The 26,822-nt window shown below is 74.2% G+C and carries 24 protein-coding genes; 8 read left to right on the forward strand and 16 right to left on the reverse strand.

The features are described from left to right. Window positions 1–50 precede the first annotated feature (50 nt). Complete coding sequence (locus EFE23_RS07755; protein WP_123240219.1) at window positions 51–272, reverse strand: FmdB family zinc ribbon protein; 222 nt, start codon at window positions 270–272, stop codon at window positions 51–53. Window positions 273–328: 56 nt separating this feature from the next. Between EFE23_RS07755 and EFE23_RS07760 the strand changes: the two genes are divergently transcribed. From EFE23_RS07760 to EFE23_RS07770, 3 genes are all read left to right on the forward strand, one after another. Next, window positions 329–1,633, forward strand: a complete 1,305-nt coding sequence (locus EFE23_RS07760) for a lytic murein transglycosylase (protein WP_123240220.1) — start codon at window positions 329–331, stop codon at window positions 1,631–1,633. A gap of 72 nt (window positions 1,634–1,705) precedes the next feature. Continuing rightward, complete coding sequence (locus EFE23_RS07765) at window positions 1,706–2,722, forward strand: GNAT family N-acetyltransferase (protein WP_123240221.1); 1,017 nt, start codon at window positions 1,706–1,708, stop codon at window positions 2,720–2,722. 94 nt (window positions 2,723–2,816) lie between these two features. Further along, complete coding sequence (locus tag EFE23_RS07770; protein ID WP_123240222.1) at window positions 2,817–6,068, forward strand: lamin tail domain-containing protein; 3,252 nt, start codon at window positions 2,817–2,819, stop codon at window positions 6,066–6,068. Window positions 6,069–6,125: 57 nt separating this feature from the next. On the opposite strand, the gene EFE23_RS07775 is transcribed toward EFE23_RS07770, so the two are convergent. The 6 genes from EFE23_RS07775 to EFE23_RS07800 all read right to left on the reverse strand — a co-directional run bounded on the left by EFE23_RS07775 (window position 6,126) and on the right by EFE23_RS07800 (window position 12,646). Continuing rightward, window positions 6,126–6,635 (reverse strand): helix-turn-helix domain-containing protein, encoded by a 510-nt coding sequence (locus EFE23_RS07775; RefSeq protein WP_123240223.1) that lies wholly within the window; start codon window positions 6,633–6,635, stop codon window positions 6,126–6,128. A 318-nt stretch (window positions 6,636–6,953) separates the two neighbouring features. Beyond that, window positions 6,954–7,937 carry a porphobilinogen synthase gene (gene hemB / locus EFE23_RS07780; protein ID WP_123240224.1) on the reverse strand — a complete coding sequence of 328 codons (984 nt, stop codon included), beginning with the start codon at window positions 7,935–7,937 and terminating at the stop codon, window positions 6,954–6,956. 17 nt (window positions 7,938–7,954) lie between these two features. Further along, a complete protein-coding gene (locus EFE23_RS07785; RefSeq protein ID WP_123240225.1) occupies window positions 7,955–9,535 on the reverse strand; it encodes a bifunctional uroporphyrinogen-III C-methyltransferase/uroporphyrinogen-III synthase in 1,581 nt (526 codons plus the stop codon). Then, window positions 9,532–10,500: a hydroxymethylbilane synthase gene (gene hemC, locus EFE23_RS07790; RefSeq protein WP_123240226.1), complete on the reverse strand. Its 969-nt coding sequence runs from the start codon at window positions 10,498–10,500 to the stop codon at window positions 9,532–9,534. Before hemC ends, EFE23_RS07785 begins: the two co-directional genes overlap by 4 nt. After that, window positions 10,497–11,879, reverse strand: coding sequence for a glutamyl-tRNA reductase (locus EFE23_RS07795; protein WP_123240227.1), 1,383 nt, complete (start codon window positions 11,877–11,879; stop codon window positions 10,497–10,499). The genes hemC and EFE23_RS07795 overlap by 4 nt, the downstream gene beginning before the upstream one ends. Next, a complete protein-coding gene (locus tag EFE23_RS07800) occupies window positions 11,876–12,646 on the reverse strand; it encodes a redox-sensing transcriptional repressor Rex (RefSeq protein WP_123240228.1) in 771 nt (256 codons plus the stop codon). Before EFE23_RS07800 ends, EFE23_RS07795 begins: the two co-directional genes overlap by 4 nt. Before the next feature lie 390 nt (window positions 12,647–13,036). On the opposite strand from EFE23_RS07800, the gene EFE23_RS07805 reads away from it, so the two are divergent. After that, a complete protein-coding gene (locus EFE23_RS07805) occupies window positions 13,037–14,341 on the forward strand; it encodes a sensor histidine kinase (RefSeq protein WP_123240229.1) in 1,305 nt (434 codons plus the stop codon). 74 nt (window positions 14,342–14,415) lie between these two features. Continuing rightward, window positions 14,416–15,075 (forward strand): response regulator transcription factor, encoded by a 660-nt coding sequence (locus EFE23_RS07810; protein WP_123240255.1) that lies wholly within the window; start codon window positions 14,416–14,418, stop codon window positions 15,073–15,075. 168 nt (window positions 15,076–15,243) lie between these two features. Here the strand turns inward: EFE23_RS07810 and EFE23_RS07815 are convergent, their stop codons facing one another. From EFE23_RS07815 to EFE23_RS07825, 3 genes are read right to left on the reverse strand one after another with little or no spacing between them, the layout of a single operon-like run. Beyond that, on the reverse strand, window positions 15,244–15,894 hold the full coding sequence (locus tag EFE23_RS07815; RefSeq protein ID WP_199736962.1) for an HAD family hydrolase: 651 nt from the start codon (window positions 15,892–15,894) through the stop codon (window positions 15,244–15,246). 21 nt (window positions 15,895–15,915) lie between these two features. After that, window positions 15,916–16,173: a glutaredoxin family protein gene (locus tag EFE23_RS07820; protein WP_123240231.1), complete on the reverse strand. Its 258-nt coding sequence runs from the start codon at window positions 16,171–16,173 to the stop codon at window positions 15,916–15,918. Beyond that, the gene (locus EFE23_RS07825; RefSeq protein WP_199736963.1) at window positions 16,160–17,794 is read right to left on the reverse strand and encodes an AMP-binding protein; all 1,635 of its coding nucleotides are present in this window, start codon (window positions 17,792–17,794) and stop codon (window positions 16,160–16,162) included. The genes EFE23_RS07820 and EFE23_RS07825 overlap by 14 nt, the downstream gene beginning before the upstream one ends. A 584-nt stretch (window positions 17,795–18,378) precedes the next feature. Here EFE23_RS07825 and EFE23_RS07830 point away from each other — a divergent pair. The 3 genes from EFE23_RS07830 (at window position 18,379) to EFE23_RS07840 (ending at window position 21,511) form a co-directional block, all read left to right on the forward strand. After that, complete coding sequence (locus EFE23_RS07830; RefSeq protein ID WP_123240233.1) at window positions 18,379–19,359, forward strand: ECF subfamily RNA polymerase sigma factor, BldN family; 981 nt, start codon at window positions 18,379–18,381, stop codon at window positions 19,357–19,359. Window positions 19,360–19,650: 291 nt separating this feature from the next. Further along, a complete protein-coding gene (locus EFE23_RS07835; RefSeq protein WP_123240234.1) occupies window positions 19,651–20,520 on the forward strand; it encodes a DUF5667 domain-containing protein in 870 nt (289 codons plus the stop codon). A gap of 109 nt (window positions 20,521–20,629) precedes the next feature. After that, window positions 20,630–21,511, forward strand: coding sequence for an HAD family hydrolase (locus tag EFE23_RS07840; protein ID WP_123240235.1), 882 nt, complete (start codon window positions 20,630–20,632; stop codon window positions 21,509–21,511). Window positions 21,512–21,611: 100 nt separating this feature from the next. Here EFE23_RS07840 and EFE23_RS07845 read toward each other — a convergent pair whose 3' ends face one another. From EFE23_RS07845 to EFE23_RS07870, 6 genes are all read right to left on the reverse strand, one after another. Further along, entirely contained in the window at window positions 21,612–22,469 is an 858-nt protein-coding gene (locus EFE23_RS07845) for a lysophospholipid acyltransferase family protein (protein WP_123240256.1), read from the reverse strand. A gap of 359 nt (window positions 22,470–22,828) precedes the next feature. After that, window positions 22,829–23,902 carry an NAD-dependent epimerase/dehydratase family protein gene (locus EFE23_RS07850; RefSeq protein WP_123240236.1) on the reverse strand — a complete coding sequence of 358 codons (1,074 nt, stop codon included), beginning with the start codon at window positions 23,900–23,902 and terminating at the stop codon, window positions 22,829–22,831. Window positions 23,903–24,022: 120 nt separating this feature from the next. Next, on the reverse strand, window positions 24,023–24,124 hold the full coding sequence (locus EFE23_RS07855; RefSeq protein WP_007465623.1) for a 30S ribosomal protein bS22: 102 nt from the start codon (window positions 24,122–24,124) through the stop codon (window positions 24,023–24,025). Between the two features lie 220 nt (window positions 24,125–24,344). Further along, a complete protein-coding gene (locus EFE23_RS07860) occupies window positions 24,345–24,554 on the reverse strand; it encodes a helix-turn-helix domain-containing protein (protein ID WP_046564428.1) in 210 nt (69 codons plus the stop codon). Window positions 24,555–24,766: 212 nt separating this feature from the next. Next, entirely contained in the window at window positions 24,767–25,951 is a 1,185-nt protein-coding gene (locus EFE23_RS07865; RefSeq protein ID WP_123240237.1) for an ABC transporter permease, read from the reverse strand. After that, complete coding sequence (locus tag EFE23_RS07870; RefSeq protein ID WP_204334494.1) at window positions 25,948–26,820, reverse strand: ABC transporter ATP-binding protein; 873 nt, start codon at window positions 26,818–26,820, stop codon at window positions 25,948–25,950. Before EFE23_RS07870 ends, EFE23_RS07865 begins: the two co-directional genes overlap by 4 nt. Window positions 26,821–26,822: the final 2 nt, after the last annotated feature.

The raw sequence follows: 26,822 nt of genomic DNA on the forward strand, positions 1-26,822 counted from the left end.
ACACCGCCGGCAAGGTACCGATCGACCGGCGAGACGAGGTGGCGCGCGACTCAGCAGCCGCAGGCGCCGCCGCAGCAGCCGCCACCGGCCGGCGGGGCGCCGCCGCCGACCGGTCCGGACCCGCCCCGGCCGGTGACCGCGACGGTGGACAGCAGCTTCACCGTGTCGGCGTGGCCCTGCGGGCAGGACGCCGGCTGGCCGGCCTCCGCCATCGGGCGGTTGACCTCGAAGGTGGCGCCGCAGGAGCGGCAGCGGAACTCGTACCGGGGCATGCTCCCAGCGTACGACCGGGCCTGACGGCGGAGCAGGCATGGGTGATACTCGACGGGTGGTGGACGGCGAGGAGCGCATGACGGTTCGACCCCTGCGACCGGCCGCGCCGCCCGCCGGCGACCCGGGCCACCGGCCCGTCCCGAAACCTCGCCGCACCGCGAGCCCGGAGCCGGCCACCGACGCCGACCCGAAACCGCCGGCCACCGACGAACCGGCCGAGGCGAAGGCCGACGGCACCGTGCCGGCGCCCGACGCCGCGGCGGTGGCCACTCCGGCGGCCGCCGGGAAGGCCGGGCCGGACGCCCTCGTCGAGTCCGGCGCCGGCGTGGGGTCCAGCAACGCGCCGTCGGACGGTACGGCCGGGGCCGACGCGGCCACCGGGGCCGACCCGGAGTCACCCGCGCCGGCCGGCGGTCGGCGGCGCCGCATCCCGTTCGCGCACGCGGTCCGGGTGCCACCGCCCCGGCAGCTCGCCGTCGGCGCGGCCCGAGCCACCCGCGACTGGTCCCGCCGCCCCAGCGGCCGCACCACCCTGCCCGGCCTCTTCCTGCTCGTCCTGGTCGCGGCCACCGCGACGGCGGGCGCGCTGCTGGTGCCGGCCGCCATCCGGAAGCCGGAGCCGGTGGCGGTGGACGCCAGCGCGACGGCCCCCGCGCCGGGCCTGACCGCGAGTGGCGCGGTGCCCGGCGCGCCCGCGCTGACCCCGCCGCCCCTCGGCGGCACCGGCGAGCCGCTGGGGACCCTCACCCCGACCCCGGCCGGCCCGGTCGTCGGGCCGGTGACCGGCCGCCCGTCGGACGCCCTGGCCGGGTGGGCGCAGCAGGTCAGCCAGCGGACCGGCATCCCGGTGGTGGCCCTCCAGGCGTACGGCTACACCGAGCGGGTGCTGGAGCAGACCCACCGGAGCTGCCAGCTCAGCTGGACCACGCTGGCCGCGATCGGGTACGTCGAGTCCCGGCACGGCTCGGCCAACGGTGCCACCCTCCGGCCGGACGGCGTCTCCACGCCGGAGATCGTCGGCCCCCCGCTCAACGGGCAGGGTGGCACCTCCCGGATCCCCGACAGCGACCGTGGCCTGCTCGATCACGACACCACCTGGGACCACGCGATCGGGCCGATGCAGTTCATCCCCGGCACCTGGCAGTCGGTCGGCGCGGACGGCGACAACGACGGGGCGCGCAACCCGCACGACCTCGACGACGCCGCCCTGGCCGCCGGCAACTACCTGTGCCAGGGCGGCCGGAACATGAGCATCCCGGGCGACTGGTGGGGTGCCATCCTCTCCTACAACGACGTGCGCCGGTACGCCCAGGACGTCTTCGACAAGGCCAACGAGTACGGCCGGCTGAGCCGTACGTGACGTGACCGGCCGGATACATTCGAGAACTGAACCCTTCCCCCGGGCAGCGGTTGCCGGCAAGCTAGACGGGTGATGGTGCGCGAGTGGGACCCCCGGACCGCGTCGTCTGACGAGATCGCGTCGCTGCTGGACACGCTGAACGCGGTCCTGGCGGCCGACCTGCCGCAGGATCCGCCGTGGCGGGAGAGTTCCATGCGGGAATATCTCTCCGAGGTGATGCCGGGTGAGCGGCGGATCGCCTGGATCGCCCAGGCCGACCCCGCCCCCGACGCCGCCCCGGGCCCGATCCTGGGCCACGTGAACGTGCTGCTCCTCGGCGGGATCGGGGTGCTGGAGGTGCTGGTCCATCCGGCCGCCCGGCGCACCGGGCTGGGCCGCGAGCTGGTGCGGGTGGCCACCCGCCGGGTCTGGGACGAGGGCTTCCAGTCGATCGGCGTCGAGGTGGTGGGCGGCACCCCGGCCCTGGCGTTCTACGAGTCGCTCGGCTTCACCCGGGAGTACGTCGAGACCCGCAGCGTGCTCGACCTGGGCGCGGTCGACTGGCCGGCGCTGACCGAGATGGCCGGTGGCGTCGGCGCCGGTTACCGCCTGGAGTTCTGCCCGGGCGGCCTGCCGGATGATCTGCTCGCGGCGTACGCGCGGGCCAAGGCCGAGGTGCGCGACGTCGACGACGGCGAGCTGCGCCCCAGTTCGTACGATCCGCAGCGGCTCCGGGACAGCCTCGACACGCTGCACCGGCGGGGCATGAAGCCGTACATCGTGCTCGCCCTGCACGAGCAGACCGGCGAGGTGGCCGGGTTGACCGAGGTGGTGGTGCCGGCGCAGCACCCGACCCGGGCCGACCAGTACGACACCATCGTCGTCCGGGACCACCGCGGTTACGGCATCGACCGGGCCATCAAGGCGCGGATGCTGTTGGAGCTGCGCTCGGCCGAACCGCAGCTGACCGAGGTGCAGACCTGGAACGCGCAGGCCAACGAGGCGATGCTCAAGGTCAACGCGGAGCTGGGTTACCGGCCCGACCGCGACTGGTGTGAATACGGCGTGGACGTCGCCGAGCTGGTGCACCGGCTCGACCCGCATCGCTGAGGGATGTTCATCAAACGGCTGCCCGGGGGATGGACTTCGGACCGGAACGACCCTTAACGTGCGTTAGTTCCTGTCCACCCATCGTGGAGGCTCCATGCGCCCGCGCCGCCCACTCGCCGCGCTCGCGACCACCGCCGTCGTATCCCTGACGGCGGTCGGCCTCGCACCCCCCGCGGCCAGCGCCGCGTCCACCGACCTGTTCATCTCGGAGTACGTCGAGGGCTCGTCCAACAACAAGGCGATCGAGCTCTACAACGGGACCGACGCCCCGGTCGACCTGACCGCCGGCGGCTACCAGCTCCAGTTCTTCTTCAACGGCGCCACCACGTCGACGAACGTCCCGCTGACCGGCACCGTCGCCGCCGGTGACGTCTTCGTCTTCGCCGCCTCCTCGGCCGCGCCCGCGATCCTCGCCCAGGCCGACCAGACGTACGGCGGCTCGCTGTACAACGGTGACGACGCGATCGTGCTGCGCAAGGGCACGACCGTGGTCGACTCGATCGGGCAGGTCGGCTTCGACCCGGGCACCGAGTGGGGCAGCGGGCTCACCAGCACCGCCGACAACACCCTGCGCCGGCTTCCCTCGGTGACCGCCGGCGACACCGACCCGGCGGACGCCTTCGACCCGGCCGTGCAGTGGGTCGGTTTCGCCACCGACACCTTCGACGGGCTGGGCAGTCACACCGTGGACTCCGGCGGCGGTCCGGTCGACCAACCCGCCACCGTGACCTGCGGCGGCACGCTGACCGTCGAGGCCGGCGGCACCGCCACCCGCCAGGTCACCGCCACCGACGCCGACGACATGGTCACCGACCTGGCGGTCACCGCGGTCAACCCGGCGCCGGCCAGCGGCTCGATCAGCCGTACCGCGTTCACCCCGGCCGCCGCGGCCGGCGGCACCGCCACCGCGACGGTGACCGCGACCGGTCTCCCGGCCGGCTCGTACGCGGTCACCGTGACCTCGACGGACGCCGACGGCGGCACCGCGACCTGTACGTTCACGGTGCAGGCCACCGCCCTGCTGTCGGTGGGCCAGGTGCAGGGCGGCGGCGAGCGGTCACCGCTCGCCCCGGCCAGCGGCAACGGCACCAGCTCCGCGCTGTACGACGTGCGCGGCGTGATCACCCAGAAGTCGCTCACCCTCAGCTCCTCCGGCGCCGACCAGAACGGCTTCTACCTGCAGAGCCGCAAGGGCACCGAGGACGGCGACGCGCTCACCTCGGACGGCATCTTCGTCTTCATGGGCTCGTTCACCACGCTGATCGGGGGCTACGCCCCGACGGTCGGCGACGAGGTGGTGCTGCGCGGGCGGGTCTCCGAGTACTTCGACCAGACCCAGCTCTCCAGCACCTCACTGGTCCGCAAGATCGACTCGGGGTTGGACGTGGACGCCGCCGTCCGGGTGGACGACGCGATCCCGCCGGCCGACGCGACCGCCGCCAACCTGTTCTGGGAGCGGCACGAGGGCGAGCGGATGCGGATCCGCTCCGGCAGCGGCGTCTCCGCCCCGCGGCACATCTACGCCTCCACCGCCGACTCCGAGTTCTACGTGCTGGACCGCGAGGACCCGATCATGCAGCGGACCGACCCGTACGCCCGCCGGGTGTTCCGGGACGCGCACCCGCTGGACGACATCCCCGGCACCCTCTTCGACAACGGCAACAACCAGCGCATCCTGATCGGCGCCGGGGGCGTCAAGGCGACCGCCGGTGACGCCCGCGCGCTGCTGCCGGAGGCCCGGACGTACGACACGCTGACCGAGGACGCCTACGGCGCCGTCTCGTACGCGTTCAGCAAGTACAGCGTGCAGCCCGAGCAGGTCACCCTGACCGGTGGCGTGGACCCGTCGGAGAACCACCCACCGCAGCCGGCGAACCGGAACGCCGAGGTCGCGGTCGCCACGTACAACCTGGAGAACCTGTACGACTACCGGGACGACCCGTTCGACGGCTGTGACTTCGCCGGCAACCCGGGCTGCGAGGGGGTCAAGCCGCCGTTCGACTACGTGCCGGCCAGCGAGGCGGCCTACACCGCGCGGCTGAACGTGGAGGCACGGCAGATCGTCAACGCGCTGCACAGCCCCGACCTGGTGCTGGTGCAGGAGGCCGAGGACCAGGACATCTGCTCGGTCACCGGCGGCGTGCTGGTCTGCGGCACCACCGACAACGCCGACGGCGCGCCGGACACCGTGCAGGAATTGGCGCTGGCCATCGCCGCCAACGGCGGTCCCGCGTACGCGGCGGCGTACGACCGGACCGGCGCGGACGCCCGGGGCATCACCTCGGCGTTCCTCTACCGCACGGACCGGCTGACCCTGGCCGCGGCGACCGCCACCGACCCGCTGTTGGGCACCGCCCCGACGGTCCAGTACCGCTCGGCGGGCCTGCCGTCCAACGCGGACGTGCAGAACCCGAAGGCGTTCAACGCGGTGCTGCCGTCCGACGTGGACAGCTCCACCGGGGTGGACGGTTCGAACGTCTACACCCGCGCCGCGCAGCTGGCCAAGTTCACCGTGGCGGCGGCCCCCGGCGCGAGCGAGCACTACACGCTCTGGGCGGTCAGCAACCACTACTCGTCCGGCCCGGACAGCCGGGTCGGGCAGCGGCGGGAGCAGGCCGCGTACGGGGCCGCGCTGACCCAGGCGATCGAGGCGACCGACCGGGACGCCCGGATCATCTACGGCGGTGACCTCAACGTCTTCCCGCGGCCGGACGACCCGATCGCCACCGGGGAGAACCCCACCCCGTCGGACCAGCTCGGCCCGCTGTACCGGGCCGGCATGCACAACCTGTGGGACGACCTGGCGGCGGACGTGCCGGCGGCGGCCTACTCGTACACCTTCAGCGGGCAGGCGCAGACGCTGGACAACCTCTTCGTCAACGGAAACCTCCACGACGACCTGGTGCAGGTCCGGGCGGCGCACATCAACGCCGACTACCCGACCGAGGCCGAGGGCCTGGGCGACCGGGGGGCCAGCGACCACGACCCGCAGGTGGCCCGGTTCCGCTCCCGCGCGTCGCTGAGCGTGGCCGACACCTCGGTGGCCGAGGGCAACAAGGGCGACACCACCATGACGTTCACGGTGACCATCTCCCGGCCGCTCTCCGAGCCGGCGCTGATCTGCGCCACCACCTACGGCACCACGGCATCGGCCGGGTCGGACTACGACGCGTACGTCGGCTGCCGGACCCTGGCCGCCGGCCAGACGTCACTGGCCTTCCCGGTGAGCGTCCGCGGTGACCGGAAGGTCGAGGCCGACGAGCAGCTCAAGCTGTACGTGGCGGGCGTGCCCGGGCTCCGGCTCGCCGACCCGGTCGGCGTCGGGACCATCCTGAACGACGACTGACGCCCCCGTCCCCGTTGCGGCCCGTCGCCCGGCTCACCAGCCGGGCGGCGGGCCGCTTCAGTAGCTCCAGCGCCACCGGCGGGGATCCGGCGGGGGCGGCGTGGCGCGGTACTTCGCCACCCGCACCTCCCACTGGCTCCGTCGCCGCCGCTCCTCGACGTCGATCGGGCACCGGTGGAACGTCTCCGGCGGGCGGGCCAGTCCGTAGATGTCGGCCCACCACTCCCCCGGCTCCGGGTCGATGATCACCTTCAGGTGTGACGGGTAGCGACGGCCGGCGCCGTCGCGGATGCCCTCCCAGTCGGCCATCGGCTGGATCACCCGGCCGTCCTGGTCGACCAGGGCGAGGTAGAGACCGGCGGCGCCGAAGATCCGCTCGAGCACACGCAGACTCGGCGTCAGCTCACCGGACTCGACGCGACCGATGGTGGAGGGCGCGACCCGGGCGAACCTCGCCATCTGGCGCTGGCCCAAGCCGACCCGGCGCCGGGCCTGGCGGACCAGCCCGGCGATGGGAAAGGGGCCGATGGTCGGCCCGGTAGGTCGTGGTGCGAACACGGAAGCCATCCCCGAACCCTGGCCGGCCGGCCACCGCGGCGACAACCCCTGTGGACAGCCCTGTGGACAGCGCTCCGGGCAGCACCCCGGGCGCTGTCTTCGCCGCACCGGGACACCCCTTCGCCACGCCTTTGCTCTGCTTCAACGGACGCAACAGTGGAACGCTCCCAGTGTCGCGTGCGTTGAAGCAGAGCAAAGCGCGTCGAGCGGGTGGTGCCGACCACGTGCGACGTGGGCGGTCGCCCGGCTGCGGTGCCGATGGCGCCGCCCGGAGGCGAGGCACGGCGAAGGGAAGCGGCGGGGGCGATGCGCCCCCGCCGGCCGCGATCAGTAGCGCTGGCGCAGCAGCTGGGCGGCCTCGACCGCCCAGTAGGTGAGGATGATCTGCGCGCCGGCCCGCCGGATCGAGGTGAGCGTCTCCAGCATCACCCGCTCCCGGTCGATCCAACCGTTCGCGGCGGCCGCCTCGACCGTCGCGTACTCACCGGAGACCTGGTAGGCGGCGACCGGGACGTCCACCGCGGCCCGGACCGCGGACACCACGTCGAGGTACGGCAGGGCCGGCTTGACCATCACCAGGTCGGCGCCCTCGGCGACGTCCAGCTCGACCTCGCGCAGCGACTCGCGCAGGTTCGCCGGGTCCTGCTGGTAGGCGCGCCGGTCGCCCTCCAGCGCCGACTCGACGGCGTCCCGGAACGGGCCGAAGAAGGCGGAGGCGTACTTCACCGCGTACGCGAGCACCGAGACGTCCTGGTGGCCGGCGGCGTCCAGGGCCCGGCGGACGACGCCCACCTGGCCGTCCATCATCCCGGACGGCCCGACCATGTGGACCCCGGCGTCGGCCTGGGCGACCGCCATCCGGGCGTACGCCTCCAGCGTGGCGTCGTTGTCCACCGCACCGTCCGGGGTGAGCAGGCCACAGTGCCCGTGCGAGGTGAACTCGTCCAGGCAGAGGTCACTCATCACCACGGTGGCGTCGCCGACCTCGGCGATCACGTCGCGGATGGCGACGTTGAGGATGCCGTCCGGGTCGATGCCGCCCGAGCCGGTCTCGTCCTTCCGCGTCGGCACCCCGAAGAGCATGATGCCGCCCACGCCCGCCTGGACCGCCTCGACGGCGGCCTTGCGCAGCGAGTCCCGGGAGTGCTGGAGCACCCCCGGGAGCGACGCCACGGCGCGCGGCTCCGTCAGCCCCTCCTTGACGAACATCGGCAGGACCAGCTCTGCCGGGTCGACGCGGGTCTCGGAGACCAGCCGCCGCACGGCCGCGTTACGGCGCAGCCGGCGGGGCCGGATCTCGGGGTACGGCATGACGAGCCTCCTGACGACTAGCGGAACCTCAGGGCGGTCGGGCCCTGCACCTTCGAGCCGCGGCGCTGCTTGGCCGGCATGGCGGCCAGCTTCTCGCGCAGCTCGACGGCGTAGGCGGCGAGCGCCTCCACCAGGTCGGGCACCGAGGCGTGCTGAGGCTGCACGTCGACCCGCAGGCCGAACTCCGTCGCGGTCTCCGCCGTCTTGGGCCCGATGACAGCAACCACGGTACGCGCGTGCGGCTTCCCGGCGATGCCGACCAGGTTCCGCACCGTGGAGGACGAGGTGAAGAGCACCGCGTCGAACCCGCCCGACTTGATCGCGTCGCGGATCTCGGCCGGCGGCGGGGCCGCCCGGACGGTCCGGTACGCGGTCACGTCGTCGACCTCCCAGCCCCGCTCGGTGAGCCCGGCGGCGAGGGTCTCGGTGGCGATGTCGGCGCGCGGCAGCAGCACCCGGCCGACCGGGTCGAGGATCTCGTCGTGCGGCGAGAACTCGGCGAGCAGGCCCTCAGAGGACTGCTCCCCGGACGGGATCAGCTCCGGCTGGATGCCGAAGGCGCGCACCGCGTCGGCGGTCGCCTCACCGATGCAGGCGATCTTGACGCCACCGAAGTGCCGGGCGTCCAGGCCGTGCTCGGCGAACTTCTCCCAGACCGCGCGGACCGCGTTCACCGACGTGAAGATCACCCAGGCGTACCGGCCGTCGACCAGGCCCTTGACCGCCCGCTCCATCTGGGCGGGGGTACGCGGCGGCTCGACCGCGATGGTCGGCACCTCGCACGGGATCGCCCCGTACGCGCGCAGCCGCGCGCTCATCGCCCCGGCCTGCTCCTTGGTACGCGGGACGAGCACCTTCCAGCCGTACAGCGGGCGGTTCTCCCACCAGCTCAGCTTGTCCCGCTGGCCGACGCCCTCGCCGAGGGTGAGCACCACCCGGCCGGTGAAGCCGAGCGCCGCCGCGACGAAGGAGTCCACGGTCGACGTGGTGGTGTACTGCGTCTCGCCGGTGCCGTCGCCGGTCACCCCGACGCCGGTGGTGCCGTCCACCCCGGCGGCCAGCAGGCCGTCCCGGACGGCGGCCAGGTCGCCGGCGTCCACGGCCAGGGCCAGCGAGCCCCGGGCGACGGCCGCCGCGAGGGCGTCGAAGTCCAGCGTGCTGACGTCCTCGACGTCGGCGGCGGTCCGCACCCCCGGCAGCGGCACGCCCGCGTAGGTGGCCACGCCCTCGGCCTGGCCGATGCCCGGCACCACCTCGAAGTGCGCGGCGGTACGCGCCACCGCCTGCACCTCCTTGACCACCGAGTCGTGGCCGAACGGGTCCCCGGCGACCAGGTGCACCGCGTTCTGCCCGGCGCGGGCCGCGGAGATCAGCACCTTCGCCACGTCCCCGGGTACGCCCTCGGCGGGGCTGAACTCGGCGTCGGACCTGGCCTGGGCGCGGACGTGCTCGAGCAGCGACTCGGGGACTCCCCGGTCGTACACCACCTGGTCGGCGTCGACCAGGGCGTCCAGCGCCCGGCGGGTCAGCAGGCCCGGGTCGCCGGGACCGGCCCCGACGAACGCGATTCGGCCTACGGGCTTACGGGTGCGGGTCATTCTGTGCTCCCAAATTGCTGGGTCCCCGGGCCGGCGTGAGCTTCTTGGCCGAGGATCGAGTCGGCGCCGAGGTCGAGGAGTTCGGCGGCGAGTGCCTTGCCGATCTCCGCCGCGTCGGCGGGCGTTCCGGTGCGGGACAGCCGGAGGTCACGGGTACCGTCCGGGCTGATCACCGCCCCGCGCAGGTAAATCTCCTCGCCGGCATCACCCTCGGCGAGTTCGCCGTAGGCGGCGACGGGCGCGCTGCACCCGGCCTCCAGGGTGGCCAGCAATGCCCGCTCCGCGATGACCGCGGCGCGGGACGGTGCGTGGTCGAGCACCGCGAGCAGCTCGACCAGATCCTGATCGTCGATCCGGCACTCCACCGCCAGCGCGCCCTGGGCGGGCGCGGGCAGCATCAGCATCGGATCGAGGGTCTCGGTGATCACGTCGGCCCGGCCGAGCCGGTTGAGCCCGGCCCGGGCCAGCACGACGGCGTCGAGGTCAGCGTCCGGGCCGAGCACCCGGCCGAGCCGGGTGTCGACGTTGCCCCGGATCGGGCTGACCTCCAGCTGCATGCCCAACGCGTGCAACTGGGCGATCCGGCGCAGCGCGCCGGTGCCGACCCGCGCGCCGGGCGGCAGCTCGGCGAGGGTCCGCCCGTCCCGGGCGACCAGCGCGTCCCGGGGGTCCTGCCGCTGCGGCACCGCCGCGATGTGCAGGCCGGGGGCCGCCGCGGTGGGCAGGTCCTTGTACGAGTGGACGGCGAAGTCGATGGTGCCGGCGGTCAGCGCGTCCCGCAGCGCGGAGACGAAGACGCCGACGCCGAGCCGGTGCACCGGGGCCGAGGAGCGGTCGCCGGCGGTCACCACCTCGACCAGCTCGACCGGGCGGCCGGTGGCCGCGGTGAGGGCCTCGGCGACGTGGCCGGACTGGGCCATCGCCAGGGCGCTGCCCCGGGTGCCGAGGCGCAGGGGGGCGGTCATCGCGCACCTCCGGTGGGCGGGACGTCTGCGGCGTCGAACGACGGACGGCCCTCGACGGTGACGCCGTCCGGCTCGACCACATCGGGAACGGTGTCGACCGGGGAGGTCTGCGGGACCTCCAGGTCGAACAGCTCGCGCAGCAGGGCGGCGTACTGGTCGCCGCCCGGCTCGGCGGCGAGCTGGCGGACCCGTACGGTCGGCTGGTGCAGCAGGCGCTGCACCACCCGGTGCACGGTGCGGGCGACCTCGGCGCGCTGGTCGTCGCTGAGGTCCGGACGGCGCTGGGCGAGCCGGCGCAGCTCGGCGGTGACCACGTCGTCGGCGCGCCCGCGCAGCGCGGCGACGGTGGGCGCCACGTCGGCGCCGCGCAGCCAGCTGAGGAACGCCTCGACCTCGCCGGTCACGATCCGGGTCACCTCGGCGGCGTCGGCGGCGGCCGGGCCGTCGGCGAGGATCGCGGCCATCCGGTCGATGTCGATCACCTCGACGCCCGCCAGCGCGGCCACGCCCTCCTCGACGTCCCGCGGGACGGCCAGGTCGAGCAGGACCAGCGGGCCGCGGTCGGCGTCCCGCCGGGCCAGCGCCCGGGTCACCACGTCCCGGGTGAGGACCGGCTCGGTGGCCGCGGTGGCGGCCACCACGACGTCCACCGTGGAGAGCGCCTCGACCAGTCCGGCCATCGGTACGGCGCTGGCGCCGTACGACTCGGCCAGCCGGACGGCCCGCTCGGCGCCCCGGTTGGTGACCGTGAGCGGCCCGGCGCCCAGCCGGGAGAGGGTGGCCACGCTCAGCGACCCCATCGCGCCGGCGCCGACCACCATGGCGGGTCGGCCGGTCAGGTCGCCGTCGAGCAGCTCGGCGGCCAGGTCGAGGGCGGCGCTGACCACGCTCTGGCCGGCCCGGTCGATGTTGGTCTCGGCGTGGGCCCGCTTACCCACCCGCAGCGCCTGCTGCATCAGCTCGTGCAGCAGCCGGCCGGCGGAGTCGGCCCCGGCGGCCGAGTGGTACGCGTCCCGGAGTTGGCCGAGGATCTGCGCCTCGCCGACCACCATCGAGTCGAGCCCGGCCGCGACCCGGAAGACGTGGTCCACGGCCGCCGCGTCGTAGTGCACGTAGAGGTGGTTGGCGAGCGCCGCGGGCGGGCAGGCGGCCTGCTCGGCCAGGACGGCGCAGATGTCTCCGAGGCCGCCGTGGAACCCGGACACGGCCGCGTACACCTCCACCCGGTTGCAGGTGGAGACGAGCACGGCCTCGGCGACGTACGGCTGGGCGACCAGGCGGTCCAGGGTGCGGGTGAGGTCCGCGGGCGGGACCGCCAGCTGCTCCAGCGTCGCCACCGGGGCGGTGCGGTAGGACGCGCCGACGACGAGCAGTTTCACGTGCCGATCGCCTCCTGGGTGTCGGTGGCCGCGAGCCCGCCGGGCAGGGCGGTGAGGGCGGACCCGCCGGTGGCGGGGAGCGCGGTCAGCGACGCCTTGCGGTGCTCGTGGAAGGACAGGATCTGCAGCTCGATCGCGAGGTCGACCTTGCGCACGTCGACCCCCTCCGGAACCGAGAGTACGCACGGAGCGAAGTTGAGGATGCTCGTCACGCCGACGGCGACGAGCTGATCCGCCACCGCCTGGGCGGCCGGCGCCGGGGTGGCGATCACGCCGATCGAGATCGACTCCTCGGCGGCGACCCGGGGCAGCTCGTCGATGTGCCGGACGACCAGGCCGTTGATCTCCTCCCCGACCCGTTCCGGATCGGCGTCCAGCAGCGCGGCGATCCGGAAGCCGCGGCTGGCGAAGCCGTCGTAGCCGGCCAGGGCGTGACCGAGATTACCCACGCCGACCAGCGCGACGGCCCGCCGCTGGGTGAGCCCGAGCACGAACTCGATCTGGTCGACCAGCAGCCCGACGTCGTAGCCGACGCCGCGGGTGCCGTACGAGCCGAGGTGGGAGAGGTCCTTGCGCAGCTTCGCCGAGTTCACCCCGGCGGCGTTGGCCAGCCCTTCGCTGGAGACCGTCTCGTGGCCGGCCTCGGCGAGCGCGTGCAGCGCACGGAGGTATTCCGGCAGCCGTGCCACGGTCGCCTCGGGCAGGTCCGGAAGCGCCGGTACGGCACCGGCGCGGCCGGGCGCGCCAGGGTGACGGTGCTGACTCATGAGACTCCGTGCGGTGCGATCCTCGACCAGCGACGGTGGCCGGTCGTTCCGGGACTCCCGCTGGCGACCGATGTTGCCGGCTGTGCTAGCAGGGCGCGTCGGAACTACAGAGTAGGCGCTTGTGAAGACGTGCACAAATCGCGATCTTGCTGGCCCGCGACGCGCCTCCACCTGCACCTCCACCCCGACAAGATCGATAGACCGCGCTCCCTCGGCGCCGCTCGGCGATTATTGCTCAATCCCGACTTCTCTGACCAATCGCGCGCGGTCGACTGCGCTGTGTCACGGCCCGGGGAGGCGCGGATCACCCCCGGGGTAGGGACAACCCCACCCCGGAGAGGCCCGCAAACGGGATGGGGCCGGAGCGGTGCGGGCCCATAGCCTCGGAGCATGACCGCCGTACCGCTGGCCACCCGGCCCACTCCGACCACACCCGTACGCGGGCTCGTCCGGCAACTCCTCCGCGACTCCGGCTACGTGCTCTTCGGCCTGCCACTGGCGCTGGTCGGCTTCGTGGTGGCGGTGGCCGGCATCTCGCTCACCGCCGGACTCCTGGTCACCACGCTCGGCCTGCCGGTCCTCGCCGGCACCCTGTACGCCGCCCGGGCGCTGGCCGACATCGAGCGGCTCCGGCTGCCCGCCGTGCTGCGCCAGCCCCGGATCCGGCCGGTCTACCTGGCGCCCGAGCCGCGGTCGGGCTACTGGCGCCGGATCCTGACCCCGATGCGGGACCCGCAGTCCTGGCTCGACCTGCTGCACGCCTTCGTGAAGCTGCTCGTGGCGCTCCCCACCTTCGTGCTGGTGGTGGTCTGGTGGGCGGTCGGCCTCACCGGCACCCTCACCGTCGCGTACGACTGGGCGATCCCGCGTGGTCCGGGCGACCAGGACCTCAGCGAGCTGCTCGGGATGGGTGAGGGGGCCGTCCCGCGCATCGTGCTGAACACCGCGATCGGGATCTTCTTCCTGCTCACCCTGCCGCTGCTGGCCCGGGGCTGCGCCCGGACCCAGGCCGGCCTGGCCCGCTCCCTGCTGACCGGGGTGGCCGAGATGCGCAACCGGATCAGCACCCTGGAGGACCAGAAGCGGGCCGCCGCCTCCGCCGAGGCGTCCGCGCTGCGCCGGCTGGAGCGGGACATCCACGACGGCCCGCAGCAGCGACTGGTCCGCCTCGCCATGGACCTGGGCCGGGCCCGCCAGCAGCTCGCCGCCGACCCGGAGGCCGCCCGGCGCACGCTGGACGAGGCGGTCGCCCAGACCCGGGAGACCCTCGACGAGCTGCGCGCCCTGTCCCGCGGCATCGCGCCGCCGATCCTGGTCGACCGGGGCCTGCCCAGCGCCCTGGCCGCCCTCGCCGCCCGTGCCCTGGTCCCCACCGAACTGGTGGTCGACGACGACCTGGGTACGTCGGCCGGCCGACTGGACCCGGCGGTGGAGAGCACCGCGTACTTCGTGGTGGCCGAGGCGCTGACCAACGTCGCCAAGCACAGCGCGGCCACCGCCTGCCGGGTCGAGGTGGCCCGGAAGGTCGGCCGGCTGGAGATCGACGTCCGGGACGACGGGGTGGGCGGCGCCCATCTGGCCAAGGGGCACGGGCTGAGCGGCATCGCCGACCGGGTCCGGGCCGCCGGCGGCACCCTGGAGGTGGCGAGCCCGGCCGGCGGCCCGACCGTGGTCCGCGCCGAGTTGCCGCGGTGAACCCGGGCGACCCGCCGCCGCCCGGCCGGCCGTGGCCCGCCACGGAGGACGGGGACGTGGTAGACACCGGACCCATGCGGGTGGTAATCGCGGACGACGCCGTACTGCTCCGGGAGGGGCTGATCCGGCTGCTGACCGAGTCGGGGCACGAGGTGGTGGCGGCCGTCGGTGACGGGGACGCCCTGGTCGAGGCGGTGGTGACGCACCGGCCCGACATCTCGGTGGTGGACGTCCGGATGCCGCCCTCGCACACCGACGAGGGGCTGCGGGCCGCCGTCGAGATCCGCCGGCGGGTGCCGCGTACGCCGATCCTGGTGCTCTCCCAGTACGTCGAGGTGTCGTACGCGGACGACCTGCTCGCCACCGCCGGCGGGGCCGGCGGGGGCGGGATCGGCTACCTGCTCAAGGACCGGGTGGCCGCGATCGACGAGTTCCTCGACGCGCTGAACCGGGTGGCCGCGGGCGGCACGGTGCTCGACCCGGAGGTGATCGGCCAGCTGCTGGTACGGCGCCGGCGCGACGACCCGCTGGGCACCCTGACCCCGCGCGAACGGGAGGTGCTCGCCCTGATGGCCGAGGGCCGCTCGAACACCGCCATCGCCCGCGCCCTGGTGGTCAGCGACGGCGCCGTCGAGAAGCACGTGCGGAACATCTTCACCAAACTCGACCTCCCCCCCGACGCCACCACCCACCACCGCCGCGTCCTCGCCGTCCTAACCCACCTCCGCGCCTAACCCCCGCCCCCGCGCGTCCACCCCCGCGCGTCCACCCCCGCGCGTCCACCCCCGCGCGTCCACCCCCGCGCGTCGATCATGAAGTTAGCGGCGCGACACGCCGCCCCGGCCACCGCTAACTTCATGATCGACGGGGCAGGCGGCCCCCGGGGGTGGGGGGGTGGGGGGTTAGGGGAGGGTGCGGGCTAGGTGGACGGCGTCGGTGAGGGTGTCGGCTACGGGGTGGCCGGCGGCGCGGAGGCGGGCGGGGTCGGAGAGGCCGCCGGTGTAGAGGACGCAGGCGCCGCCGACCGACAGGGCCGCGTCGGCGTCGTCGAGGGAGTCGCCGATCAACACCACCTCGCGGCCGTCGAGGCCCAGCTCGGCGAGGTGCTTCTCCAGCCACTCGGCCTTCGGCCCGCCACCCACCGCCGCCCGCAGCCCGTCGACCCGGGCGAAGTGCGGGGTCAGCCCGTACGTCCGCACCGTCGGGACCAGCTCGTCGTGGAACCACATGGAGAGCAGCGACTGGCTGCCCGGCCAGGCGGCGATCGCGGCGGTCGCGTCCGCGGCCAGCGCGCAGCTGGTCAGCCCCGCCCGGTACGCGTCGTGGAAGATCCGGTCCAGCGCGCCGAACGCCTCCTCGTCGATCACCCGGCCGAGCATCTCCGCGTAGTAGTCGGCGATCGGCCGGCGGAACCGGACCCGGTGCTCGTCGGCGCTGACCACCGGGCCGCCGGCGCTGGCGAAGGCGACGTTGGTGGCCCGTACCACCAGGTCGAGGTCGTCGAGGAGGGTCCCGTTCCAGTCCCACACCAGGTGGTGCCGCACAGTGGTCATCGCTGCACGATAGAGGGCGGGTCAGAGCTGCGGGGTGGTCAGGTCGCGCAGCAGCCGGTCCTCCTCGACCCGCCAGTAGCCGTGCTCCTTGCCGTCGAGCAGCACCACCGGCAGCCGGTCGCCGTACTCGCGTTCCAGCTCGATGTCGTCGGTCACGTCCTTCTCGAGCCAGCGGTCGCCGGTGACCGCCACCACCCGGTCGAGCGCCGCCTTCGCGTCCTCGCACAGGTGGCAGCCGGGCCGGGTGATCAGGGTGAGCCGGGCGTCACTGCTGGACATCGGGTACCTCCGTGCGGTTCTCGGTCGGCGGCGCCGGCGCCGGCACCGGGGGCGCCGCCGGGCGGAGCTCGGTCTTGCGCACCTTGCCGATCGCCGAGTACGGCAGGCTGTCGACGAACTCGACGGCGGTCGGGCACTTGAACCGGGCCAGGTTACGCGCGCAATGGCCGAGCAGCTCCTCCGCCGTCACCGGCGGGCCGGCCGCCCGCACCACGTACGCCCGGACAGTCTCGCCGGTCCGCGGGTGCGGCACCCCCAGGACGGCCGACTCGGCCACTCCGGGATGCGCCTCCAGCACCAGTTCCACCTCGTGCGGGTAGACGTTGAAGCCGTTCACCAGGATCAGCTCGCCGAGCCGGTCGACGAGGTACAGGTTCCCGTCCTCGTCGGCGTACGCGACGTCACCGGTGGCCCACCAGCCGTCCGGGTCCGGCCCGCCCCGCCCGTCCGGCCAGTAGCCGCCGAACAGGTTGGCGCCGCGGACGACGATCTGCCCCGGGTCGGTGCCCGACGGGTCGTCGGAGAGGTCCAGCTCGTCGGCGTCCTCCTCCGCGGTCGGCACCCCGTCCCGCCACAGGTCCGCGCCGTCCGCGCCGACCAGGCGCAGCTCGACGCCGGGGAGCGGGCGGCCGATCGAGCCCGGTCGCGGCTCCCCGTCGACCAGGGTGGAGGTGAGCACCGGCGCGGTCTCGGTGAGTCCGTACCCGACGTGCACCGGGTGCCCGGTGAGTTCGGTGAAGCGCGCCGCGACCGCCGGCGGCAGCGGGGCCGCGCCGGACACGGCGACCCGGACCGAGGCCAGCGCCGCCGCGACGTCACCCTCCGTGTCGGCCCAGGTCAGGAACATCGACGGTACGCCGACCAGCACGCTGACCCGGTGCCGGGCGATCTCGGCCAGTCCCGCGGCGCCGCCCGGCTCGTCCACCAGCACCCCGGTCGCGCCGTGGTGCACCACGGCCCCGAGCCCGGAGTTGAGCCCGTACGCGTGGAAGAGCGGCAGCGCGAGCAGCACGGTGTCGTCGGGGCCGACCACCGGCGGTGCGATCCGGCCGACCTGCTCGTGGTTGGCGGCCAGGGCCCGGTGCGACAGCATGGCCCCCTTCGGCCGGCCCTCGGTGCCGGAGGTGTAGAGCAGGACGGCGAGGTCGTCCCCGCCGCGCGCGGGCAGCTCGCCCGGTGCGTCACCGTCGGTGACCGGCGGCGCGGTGTGTACGGCGGTCAGCGCCGGCAGCTCACCGACGGCGACCCGGTCCCGGACCTCGGGGGCGCAGACCAGCACGGCGGCCCCCGAGTCGGCCAGCACGTGCCGCAGCTCGCGGGCGGTGAAGCCCGGGTTGACCGGCACCGCCACCAGGCCGGCCCGCAGCACGGCGAGGTACGTGACCACGAAGTCCGGGGTGTTGCCGAAGCCGATCGCGACCCGCGGCGGGTGGGCGTCGCCGGGCGCCGGGGACGCCTCGGTGGCCAGCGCGCGGGCGGTGGCGGAGACCGCGGCATCCAGTTCGGACCAGGTCAGGGTGCGGTCCCGCCAGTGCAGCGCGGGGCGGTCGCCGTGGGCGACGGCCGCCCGGCGGAGCCGGTCGGCGAGGTTCGGCGCGGAGCTGTCGGCTGCGTCCTGCACGGTGGCTGAGTCTGGCACAGCCGCGTCCGCCGGGCCACGGTGCGACCGGGACGCGACGCCGCGACCCACGATCCTGTCGGCGGGACCGAGCGGGCCGCGCGCCGACCGTGCCGCCCATGGGAGCGTGGGTGCCACCGGCCCTCGCCGGCGTTCGCGGACAGCCGGCACCGGCCCCGCAGGACGGCCGTCGCGACACGCCGAGGGCGGCGCGGAATTCGCTCCGACCTGGACTTTCCACTCCGGACCAGGTTTCGACGGGAAAGTCAACCGCACACGACGGACAACGGGTCCGCCAGCGATGCGACGGTGCGGGAAATACTTCCGCTCTGTGTAACGGACTTGCCACACGCGGGTGACGTTGGCCCTATCATCACTCGGGTCGGCTCACCCCATTTGCCGTGAGTCGACACCCCTCAGCCCGAGGAGGCCCCCGTGCCACTGAGCGCATTGGACCAGCACCTCAAGCGGACCTGCCGCCCGCCGGCACGTCCCGGAACGGCCCTGCCCGGCCGGGTCGTACCCGGTCCCGCCGCAGCCCTGCGGCGTCCGGTGCGGCCGTGCCCCGCACGGACCGGGGAGGCGCGGTGACCACCTTCGGCTACGCGGAACGGCCGGCCGGGGTGACCGGCCCGACCCAGCGGACCCCGGTCAACGAACGACTCGAACCGGAGACCCGCGGCTCCACCGAGAGCATGTGGAGCCTCGCCGCGGTACGGGGTGAGGGGACGCGGCGGGGCCGCAACCGCACGCACCACAACGAGGCACCGGCCCGCCCGGCGGTGCCCGGGAGCAACGCGAAGTCCGCGGCCGGCCGGCTCGGCTCGCCGTCCCGGCCGACCATGCCGGCCCAGGGCCGCCGCGGCGAGGCCCAGGCCAGCCCCGAGCCGTCCGCCGCCGAGACCGCGGTGCTGCCGGCCGTGCCGGTCGCCGACACGGCGGTCCTGCCGGCGGTGCCGGCCGCCCCGGCCACCGGCTACCCGAGCCGCCCCGACCCGTCCGACCCGGCGACCGAGGTCTGGGCGCTGGTCGAGCGGGCGCAGGCCGGCGAGGCCGAGGCGTTCGGCCTGATCTACGACCGGTACGTGGACACCGTTTTCCGGTTCGTCTACTTCCGGGTCGGCAACCGGCAACTCGCCGAGGACCTCACCTCGGACACCTTCCTCCGGGCGCTCAAGCGGATCGGCAGCTTCACCTGGCAGGGCCGCGACCTCGGCGCCTGGCTGGTCACCATCGCCCGCAACCTGGTCGCCGACCACTTCAAGTCGGGGCGCTACCGGCTTGAGGTCACCACCGGCGACGTGCTCGACGCGGACCGGGAGGACCGGGGGCCGGAGGGCAGCCCGGAGGCGGCGGTGGTCGAGCACATCACCAACGTCGCGCTGCTGACCGCGGTCAAGCAGCTCAACCCGGAGCAGCAGGAGTGCATCGTGCTCCGCTTCCTCCAGGGCTTCTCGGTGGCCGAGACGGCCCGGGCCATGGGCAAGAACGAGGGCGCGATCAAGGCGCTGCAGTACCGCGCGGTCCGGGCCCTGGCCCGGCTCCTGCCCGACGGCTTCCAGCCCTGATCCCCACGCTTCCCACGCGCCCGGCGACCCGCCGGGCGCGGGTGCGCGTACCCCTCGGCAACTCGTGACGACGATCACGCTTCGTGATTTCGCCGCCCGCCGGCCCGTAACCGGCACCCGGCGCGGTCCGTTTCTCCGGGTGCGACCAGTGGTTGTCCCGGCGTCCCCCGGGCCACCCGGTCCGGCGGGCACGGTCTGCCTCCTCGGTCGGCCGTCGGCGTCACGCTGCCACCGGTCGCTGGTGACGACGACGGCCAACCCGGCCGTGACCAGCGAGAGGGGGTGCCTGCGGTGGACAGCGACCTCTTCTCCCGTCGGCGTGCCGAGCGCTTCGCGCAACTCCTCGACGAGGCCAACGGCGGCCGGCGGCACCACGTCCGTTCCCGGGCCGACGACGAACTCGCCGCGCTCGTCGCGGTGAGTCAGCGGCTCACCGCCGACCGGCCGACCGTCGAGGTCGACGCGGAGTTCCGCACCGGGCTGCGGGCGATGCTCGTCGCCACCGCCGAGCGGGAGGGCATGGGCGCACCGGCGAAGGCCGAGACCGGGGCGGCGGCCACCGGCGTACGCGGATCGCTGCTGCCGGCGATGACCGGCCGGCGGGCGCGGGCCCGGGGCGCGATCCTGGTCGGCATCGCCGCCGGGGCGGTGGCCCTCTCCGGCATCTCCGCCGCCAGCGAGAACGCGCTGCCCGGCGACGCCCTCTACGGCATGAAGCGCTCCACGGAACGCGCCCAGCTCGCGCTGGCCAGTTCGGACCTGAGCCGCGGGCAGCTCTTCCTGGACTTCGCCCGGACCCGGCTCAACGAGGCGGTCACCGTACGCGGCGACCGGCTCGGTTACAGCGCCGTCCTGGACGACATGGACTCCGACACCCGGCAGGGCGTACGCCTGCTGGCCACGGTGGCGGCCCAGCGTTCCGACCCGGCCGGCCTGGACGCGATCGACGCCTTCCTCACCGGCCAGCGGCGGGCGGTCAGCGGGCTGCTGGACCGGGCCGACCACGTGGAGCGGGAGCGTACCCGTCAGTCGCTGGCCCTGCTCGACGCGGCGGGCAAGCGGGCCGACGGCCTCCGCGAGGCGATCGCCTGCGGCCTGCCGGCCCCGGCGGCCAGCGACGCCCTCGGCCCGGCCCCGGGCGGCTGTCCCACCGACCGCTGACCGGGCGGGACAGGCGCCACACTTCCCCCGCCGGACATCAGGCCGTCACGGACCGCCGGATAGGCTCGGGACGGAGGACGTACGCGGTCGTCGAGGGGAGGAGATCGTCATGTCCCGGCCCCGGAAGGTGACGGTCAGCACCGACGTCCACGGGCACACCGCCGGCTGGTCGGAAACGCCGGAGGCACCCCCGGCCGTCCCCACGCCGGACCCCACGGCAGCGGCCTTCTTCGACGTGGACAACACGATGATGCAGGGCGCCTCGATCTACTGGTTCGCTCGCGGGCTGGCCGCCCGGAAGTACTTCACCACCGGTGACCTGGCCCGGTTCGCCTGGCAGCAGGCGAAGTTCCGGCTGCTCGCCACCGAGCACGCCGGGGACATGTCGCAGGCGAAGGAGGCGGCGCTCGCCTTCATCCAGGGCTGGCGGGTCGACGACGTGGAACGCCTCGCGGAGGAGATCTTCGACGAGCTGATGGCCCCCCGGATCTGGGCCGGCACCCGCCGGCTCGCCCAGGGGCACCTGGCCGCCGGCCAGCGGGTCTGGCTGGTCAGCGCCGCCCCGGTGGAGATCGGCCGGGTGATCGCGGCCCGGCTCGGGCTGACCGGCGCGATCGGCACGGTCGCCGAGGTGGTCGACGGGGCGTACACCGGGCGGCTGGTCGGCGACCTCATGCACGGGGCGGCCAAGGCCGAGGCGGTCACCCAGCTCGCCGCCGTGGAGGGGCTGGACCTGAGCCGCTGCGCCGCCTACAGCGACTCCGCCAACGACCTGCCGATGCTCTCCACGGTGGGTCACCCGGTGGCGGTCAACCCGGACCCGGCGCTGCTGCGCCAGGCCCGCGAACACGGCTGGGACGTCCGGGACTTCCGGACCGGACGCCGGGCGGTCAAGATCGCCGTACCGTCGACGGCCGCCGCCGGCCTGCTCGCCGGCGCGGTCACCGCCGGCCTGGCCCTGCACCGCCGCCACCGCCACCGCCCCGACTGACCCCCTCATCAGCGCTGATTCACGGAAAGAGTGGCCGTCCGCGCTGGGATAGCCACTCGTTCCGTGAACGTGCAGGGCTCGCGGGGCAGCGCCCGGGCGGTCAGGGACCGAAGGGGTCGGGGCGGCGTTCCAGGAGCTTGTGCAGGGTCTGCTGGATGGTCTCCCGGACCTGGTCAGCGAGGTTGAACACGACCAGCGGGTCGTCCGCCGAGTCGCGCAGGTGCGCGGTGGGGATCGGCGGGCAGAACTCGATCAGCCACTTGCTCGGCAGCGGCACCATGCCCAGCGGCCCCAGCCAGGGGAAGGTCGGGGTCACCGGGAAGTACGGCAGCTTGAGCAGCCGGGCGAGCGGCTTGATGTCGGCGAGCATCGGGTAGATCTCCTCGCCGCCGACGATGGCCACCGGGACGATCGGCGTGCCGGTCCGCAGCGCCGCCGAGACGAACCCGCCCCGGCCGAACCGCTGGAGCTTGTACCGGTCGGCGTAGAGCTTGCCGACGCCCTTGAAGCCCTCCGGGAAGACCCCGACCAGCTCGCCGTTGCCGAGCAGCCGTTCCGCGTCCGGGTTGCAGGCGACCGTGCCGCCGGTCTTGCGGGCGATCTCCGAGACCACCGGCATCCGGAAGACCAGGTCGGCGCCGAGCAGCCGCAGGTAGCGGTGAGCCGGATGCCGGTCGTGCAGCGCGGTGGCCAGGACCAGCGCGTCCAGCGCCACCGTGCCGGAGTGGTTGCCCACCACCAGGCCCGGCCCGGCCTCCGGCACGTGCTCCACCCCGGTGACCTCGGTGCGGAACCAGTCCCGGTAGAGCAGCCGGACCAGCGGGTGGAAGACCGCGTCGGTCAGGTCCGGGTCGAAGCCGAACTCGTCGACCTCGTAGTCGCCGGAGAGCCGCCGCCGCAGGAAGGCGAGCCCCTTGGCGACCTTCCGGTCCCAGTGGTCCCCCGGCCGGTCCGCCACCGCCGGCCCGGGCGGCGCGGCGGCCCCGGTGACGCCGTCCGGCCGCTCACCGGCCGTGCGGTCGCCGGGCCGTCCGGCCGCCGGCCCGCCGGTGTCGCCCGGCGCGCCCGTCGTGCCGCCCGGCGCCTTCTTCGCGACGGCCTTTTTTGCCACGGCCTTCTTGGCGATGGCCTTCTTGGCGACCGCCTTCCGGGGGGCGACCTCGTCGCCGGCCACGTCCGCCCCGTCGGCGTCGGGCGCGGGCGCGGCGGCGGCCATCGTGGCCCGCCGGTGCCCGTTGCGCCGCGCCGGCTCCGCGTCCGGCGCGGGCACCGCCAGCGGTACGTCGTAGCGCGCCTCGCCGCGCTCCTCGGCCCCGCTCACGAACGCTCCCGCACGGCGGCCCGGACCTGCCGGATGCCCTCCAGCACGAGCTGCTCGGCGACGGCCAACTGGTCCCGCGTCACCACCACTCCGCCGTGGTGGGCACGGATGAAGTCGTCGAAGGCGGCGGCGGTCGAGCGGGGGGTGAAGCCGTACTCGCGCTCCAGTCTGGTGGTGTCCACCACCCGACCGTGCACGAAGAGGTCGACCTGGTCCAACCCGTACCGGCCGATGCCCAGGTTGCGGGCGACGGAGGCCACCCCGGCGAGGCCCGGTTCGAGCACCGGCACGGCCACCCGACCGGCCCTCCGGATCGCCTGGGACAGGGAGAGCACCCCCGGCCCGGCCACGTTGTACGTCCCCGGGTGGTCCTCCGCGACCGACCGGTGCAGCACCTCCAGGGCGTCGTCGAAGTGGACGAACTGGAGCCGCGGGTCCCGGCCGAAGACGGTGGGCACGACCGGCTGGGAGAAGTACCGGGTGAGCGTGGTGTCGGCGGTGGAGCCGATGAACGGCGCGAAGCGCAGCACGGTCGCGGTGACGCCGGGGCGCCGGCGACGGAAGCCGCGGACGTACCCCTCGATGTCGAGGATGTCGCGGCCGAAACCGCCGCGCGGCACCTCGCGCGGCTCGGTCTCCTCGGTGAAGACGGCGGGGTCGCGGAACGACACCCCGTACGCGGCGGTGGAGGAGCGGACCACGAGCTTGCGCAGCCGGGGCGCCCGCTGGCAGGCGGCGAGCAGCTGCATGGTGCCGATGACGTTCTGTTCCTTCATCGCCGCGCGGCCGCCCTGCTGCGGATCGGGGGCGCTGACCAGGGCCAGGTGCACCACCGCGTCGACGTCGAGGTCGACCAGCAGGCCGCCGAGCGAGTCGAGGTCGAGGCGGATCCGTTCGACCCCGGCCAGCAGGTCGGCCAGCTCGGGGTTCGGGGCGGCCGGGTCGACGCCGATGACGCGTTCGATGCGCGGGTCGGCGGCGAGGCGGGCGGCGACGTGCGCGCCGAGATAGCGGCCGACCCCGGTCACGACGACGACCCCCGGAGCACCTGGGGTGCCACCGGGGGTCATGTCGTGCGCCTTGCGCGGCAGGCGGGATCGAGCCGGGACATCCACGGCCTGATCACCTGAGCCTCCGAGGGTCGACTGTTGGCAAGTGGTGCCGGCTGCCGGGCGGGGGCCCGGCTCCGGTCACTTGCCGAGACGGCGACGCTGGACGCGGGTCTTGCGCAGCAGCTTGCGGTGCTTCTTCTTAGCCATGCGCTTGCGGCGCTTCTTGACCACCGAGCCCATACGACAGCCTTTCGATGCAACGTGCGGGGCGGACCGTGAGACACCACCGCGGGTGGCGTCGGTGACCGCTTGCGGACAACGGACCGGACCAGCGTGGTGGGCGGGGCGCACCGGGGTGCGGTCACGGTCGGGGTCCAGGGTAGCCGGAGTGCGTCAGCAGGACCAACGCGGCCCCGTCGATGCCCCTTTCGTCGCACTCGACGGCCGGGCCGTCGAGGCGTCAGGCGGTCTCCTGGAAGGCGCCTCGGAGGTATTCGTGCACGGCGTGCTCGGGCACCCGGAACGACCGGCCCACCCGCACCGCGGTCAGCTCACCGCTGTGCACGAGACGGTAGACCGTCATCTTGGAGACCCGCATGACCGTCGCCACCTCGGCGACGGTCAGGAACCTGACATCCGACAGCCGTGCGTCGGACTGCGACCCGGCCATGGCTCACCGACCCATTCCCATGCCCGGCGCGTGCCACCGGGGCAGGTTGGCCCGGCCACGACGGGCAACGCGCGTGTTACCAGTACGGTAGCGGGACGGCTGTGACCGGCGCGATCCCTTCCTTCTAATGATCATGGAATGTCCCCCGGTCACCCCGCGTTGACCTGGCGTTTTTCACCTGGACGGGCGTCTCGTCCGGTTCCGGCAAGCGGTCACTCCGCGCGCAGCGCCACCACCGGGTCGAGCCGACCGGCGCGCTGGGCGGGGACCACGCCGAAGACGATGCCCACCGCCGCCGAGACCCCGAACGCGAGCGCCAGCGACCACCAGGTGATCGCCGCGGGGATCGGCGAGACCGCGTCGACCAGTAGCGCGGTGCCGACGCCGAGGGCCATCCCGGTGAGCCCGCCGATCGAGGTGAGCAGCACCGCCTCCAGCAGGAACTGCACCCCGATGTCCCGGGGCCGGGCGCCGACCGCCTTGCGCAGGCCGATCTCCCGGGTCCGCTCGCGTACCGAGACCAGCATGATGTTGGAGACGCCGACCCCGCCGACCAGCAACGAGATGCCCGCGATGGCGGCCAGCACCCCGGTGAGTACGCCGAGGATGTCGCCGAGCACGCCGAGGATCTGCTGCTGGGTGACGGCGCTGAACTCGGTGTCGGGGTGCCGCCGGGACAGCTCGGCGACGATCCGGTCGCCCAGTTCGCCGATCCGCTCCCGATCGGGGGCCTTCACCGCGATGCCGTCGATGCGCTGGGTCCCCCAGAGCCGCTGGGCCGCGGTGACGGGGATGTGCACCTCGTCGTCCCGGTCGACGCCCAGGCTCTGGCCGAGCGGGGCGAAGACGCCGATCACCCGGAACCGGACACCGGCCAGGGCGACCTGCTGGCCGAGCGGGTCGCGGTCGGGGAAGAGCGCCCGGGCCACGGACGCGCCGAGCACCGCGACCCGGCGGCTGGTGTCCACGTCGGCACCGGTGAGGTAGCGGCCCCGGGCGAGCGAGCGGGTGAAGACCGCCGGGGTGGTCTCCAGCACTCCCTGCACGGTGGTGAAGTCGGACCGGTTGCCGGCCCGGGCGGTCGCCCCGGACGCGACGGTGACGGCCACCCGTCCCGGGTCGCCGACCACCCGGGTCACCGCGTCCACGTCCTTGAGGTCGAGCGGCGACACCACCGGCGCGTTGCCCACGTCGATCTTGCCGGGGACCACCAGGAGCAGGTTCGAGCCGAGCCCCTCGACCTGCTGTTCGACCTTCTGCTTGGTGCCGGTGCCGATGGCCACCAGGATCACCACCGAGGCGACCCCGATGATCACCCCGAGCATGGTCAGCACGCTGCGCATCCGGTTGGCCCGCAGTGCGTCCAGCGCCACCCGCCAGGCCTCCGCGAGCCTCACCCGGCACCTCCCGGCACGGCCTCGGAACTGCCGGAAAGGCGTCCGGTGGCTCCGGCGGCGCCACCGGAGCCACCGGACGGGTGCCCCGGGCCGCGTCCGGACGCGAACCGGGGCTCCGCACTGGGAGCGTCGTCCAGTGTCGCAGGTCCACGCCCGACGCCGGACAGCGGTCGATCATGAAGCGTGTCCGACCTGATCAGACCATCCCGGACGGCGATCCGGCGGCGGGCCCGGGCGGCCACCTCCTGGTCGTGGGTCACCATCACCAGGGCCACCCCCGACTCGGCGTTCAGCCGTTCGAGCAGTTCCAGCACCGCCTCGCCGGTGACGGTGTCCAGGTTGCCGGTGGGCTCGTCGGCGAGCAGCACCGCCGGGTCGGTGACCAGTGCCCGGGCGATCGCCACCCGCTGCTGCTCGCCGCCGGAGAGCTGATTCGGCCGGTGGTCCAGCCGGTGCCCGAGCCCGACCCGGCCGAGCATCGCCGCCGCGCGTTCCCGCCGCTGCCGTGCCCCGATCCCCCGGTAGACCAGCGGCAGCGCCACGTTGTCCACGGCGGACGTCCGGGGCAGCAGGTGGAACGCCTGGAAGACGAAGCCGATGGTCTGGTTGCGCAACATGGCCAGCTCGGGCGCGGAGAGCGTGGCCACGTCGCGGCCGCCGATCACCAGCCGGCCACCGGTCGGCCGGTCCAGGCCGCCCAGCAGGTGCATCAGCGTGGACTTGCCGGAGCCGGACGGTCCGATCACCGCCACGTACTCGCCCGGGTCGATGGTGAGCGACACCCCGCGCAGCGCCGGCACCGACACCCCGTCCAACTCGTACGTGCGGGACACGTCGACCGCCTCGATCGCCGGCACGCCGGCGGGCAACG

The organism is Micromonospora solifontis, from assembly GCF_003725545.1.
Taxonomy (GTDB): domain Bacteria; phylum Actinomycetota; class Actinomycetes; order Mycobacteriales; family Micromonosporaceae; genus Micromonospora; species Micromonospora solifontis.